Origin of the sequence: Massilia niastensis DSM 21313, assembly GCF_000382345.1 — a bacterium.
In the GTDB taxonomy this organism is placed as follows: Bacteria; Pseudomonadota; Gammaproteobacteria; order Burkholderiales; family Burkholderiaceae_D; genus Telluria; species Telluria niastensis.
This window is the reverse complement of record NZ_KB908204.1, coordinates 1-1777: the sequence shown is the minus strand read 5'-3', so window position 1 is coordinate 1777 and position 1777 is coordinate 1. Positions and strand designations below refer to the sequence as shown.

At 66.3% G+C, this 1777-nt stretch carries 2 protein-coding genes and 1 pseudogene; all 3 read right to left on the bottom strand.

Going from position 1 to position 1777, the window contains the following annotated elements; all coding sequences use genetic code 11:
- Positions 1 to 190: pseudogene (gene eno, locus H162_RS32410) on the bottom strand (phosphopyruvate hydratase); the annotation flags it as partial.
- Entirely contained in the window at positions 187 to 1638 is a 1452-nt protein-coding gene (gene pyk, locus H162_RS0129645; protein WP_020657089.1) for a pyruvate kinase, read from the bottom strand. The pseudogene eno and the gene pyk, both read right to left, overlap by 4 nt.
- A partial coding sequence (locus H162_RS33790) for an MOFRL family protein (protein WP_307188099.1) occupies positions 1628 to 1777 on the bottom strand: 150 nt, incomplete at its 5' end. The genes pyk and H162_RS33790, both read right to left, overlap by 11 nt.

Genomic DNA, 1777 nt, shown 5'->3' with positions numbered 1-1777 from the left:
CGCCCTTGCCGAAGTAGCGCTTCGGATCGCCGTCGCGCAGTTCGATCGCTTCGCGCGAGCCGGTCGAGGCGCCCGAGGGCACGGCGGCGCGGCCCGTCACGCCCGATTCCAGCAGCACGTCGCATTCGACGGTTGGATTGCCGCGCGAATCGATGATTTCGCGCGCTGTCACGTCAACGATGGCGCTCATTGTGCAGTTTCCTTTTCATTGCTGTCTTGCTGTTCGATCTGTGCGATACGCAGCAGGTTGGTGGTGCCGGAGGTCCCGAACGGCATGCCGGCCGCGATCACGATGGTCTGTCCCGGCTTGGCGAGTCCCTCCCGCACGGCGGTGGCGCACGCGAACTCCGTCATTTCGGAGACCGAGGCCACATCGTGGATCAGTACGGCGTGCACGCCCCAGGCCAGGGCCAGGCTCCTGGCGGTGGCCAGTTTCGGGGTCATGCCGATGATGGGCGCCTGGGGACGTTCGCGCGCCATCCTCAAGGCGGAGTGGCCGGAACTGGTGTATGCCACCGTCGCGGCCACGTCGAGCAGGTCGGCGACGTTGCGCATCGCCAGGCCGATCGCATCGGCGATCTCGGCCCGGGCCGGGCCCTGGCCCGCCTTGATGCTTTCCGCATAATATGGATCCCATTCGGTCTGGACGATAATGTTGTTCATCATCGTCACCGCTTCGAGCGGATACTTGCCCGACGCCGACTCGGCCGAAAGCATCACCGCATCGACGCCGTCGTAGATCGCGGTCGCCACATCCGAGGCCTCGGCCCGGGTCGGCACCGGTGCGCCGACCATTGATTCGAGCATCTGGGTGGCCACGATCACCGGCTTGCCGACACGGCGGCAGACCCGCACGATCCGTTTCTGGATCGCCGGCACCTGCTCGGCAGGCATCTCGACGCCCAGGTCGCCGCGCGCCACCATCACCGCGTCAGCTGCCTCGACGATCGCCTCGAGCTCGCTGATGGCGGCAGGCTTTTCCAGTTTGGCGACGATGCCCGCGCGACCCTGGACAATTTCCTTGATCTCGTGGATATCCTCCGCGCGCTGGACGAAGGACAGGGCGATCCAGTCGATACCGAGGCCAAGTCCGAATGCCAGGTCCTTGCGGTCCTTGTCGGTCATGGCCGACAGCGGCAGCACGACACCGGGCACGTTGACCCCTTTGCGGTCGGAGAGGACGCCACCGTTGATGACGGTCGTCTCCGCATGCTCCGCCGAGAACTTATCGACACGCAGCTCGATGCGGCCGTCATCGAGCAGCAGCCTGGTGTTCACTTCCAGCGCCGCGAAGATCTCCGGATGCGGCAGCGCGACCCGGTTGCCGTCGCCCGGCTGGCCCGGGTTCAGGTCGAGCCGGAAGCTGGCGCCGGTTTCAAGAACGACCTTCCCTTCGGCAAACGTGCCGATCCGAAGCTTCGGCCCCTGGAGGTCGAGCAGGATGCCGATCGGGCGGCCCAGCGAACGCTCGAGCCCGCGCAGGATGTCGTAGCGCTTCTTGTGGTCCTCGTGCGTGCCGTGGCTGAAGTTCAGCCGGAACACGTCCGCGCCGGCACGGACCATGGCCTCGAGGGTGGCGGCGTCGGTACTGGCCGGGCCGACGGTGGCGACGATCTTCGCCTTGCGATTACGGTGCATGGTGTTTCTCCGGAAGTTGGGGCGCGCCGATCAGGATGGCGCGAAAATCGTTGACATTGGTGAGGGTCGGCCCGGTGACGACGGCGTCGCCGAGCGCCTGGAAGAAGCCGTGCCCATCGTTGCGGTCCAGGCTGGCCTG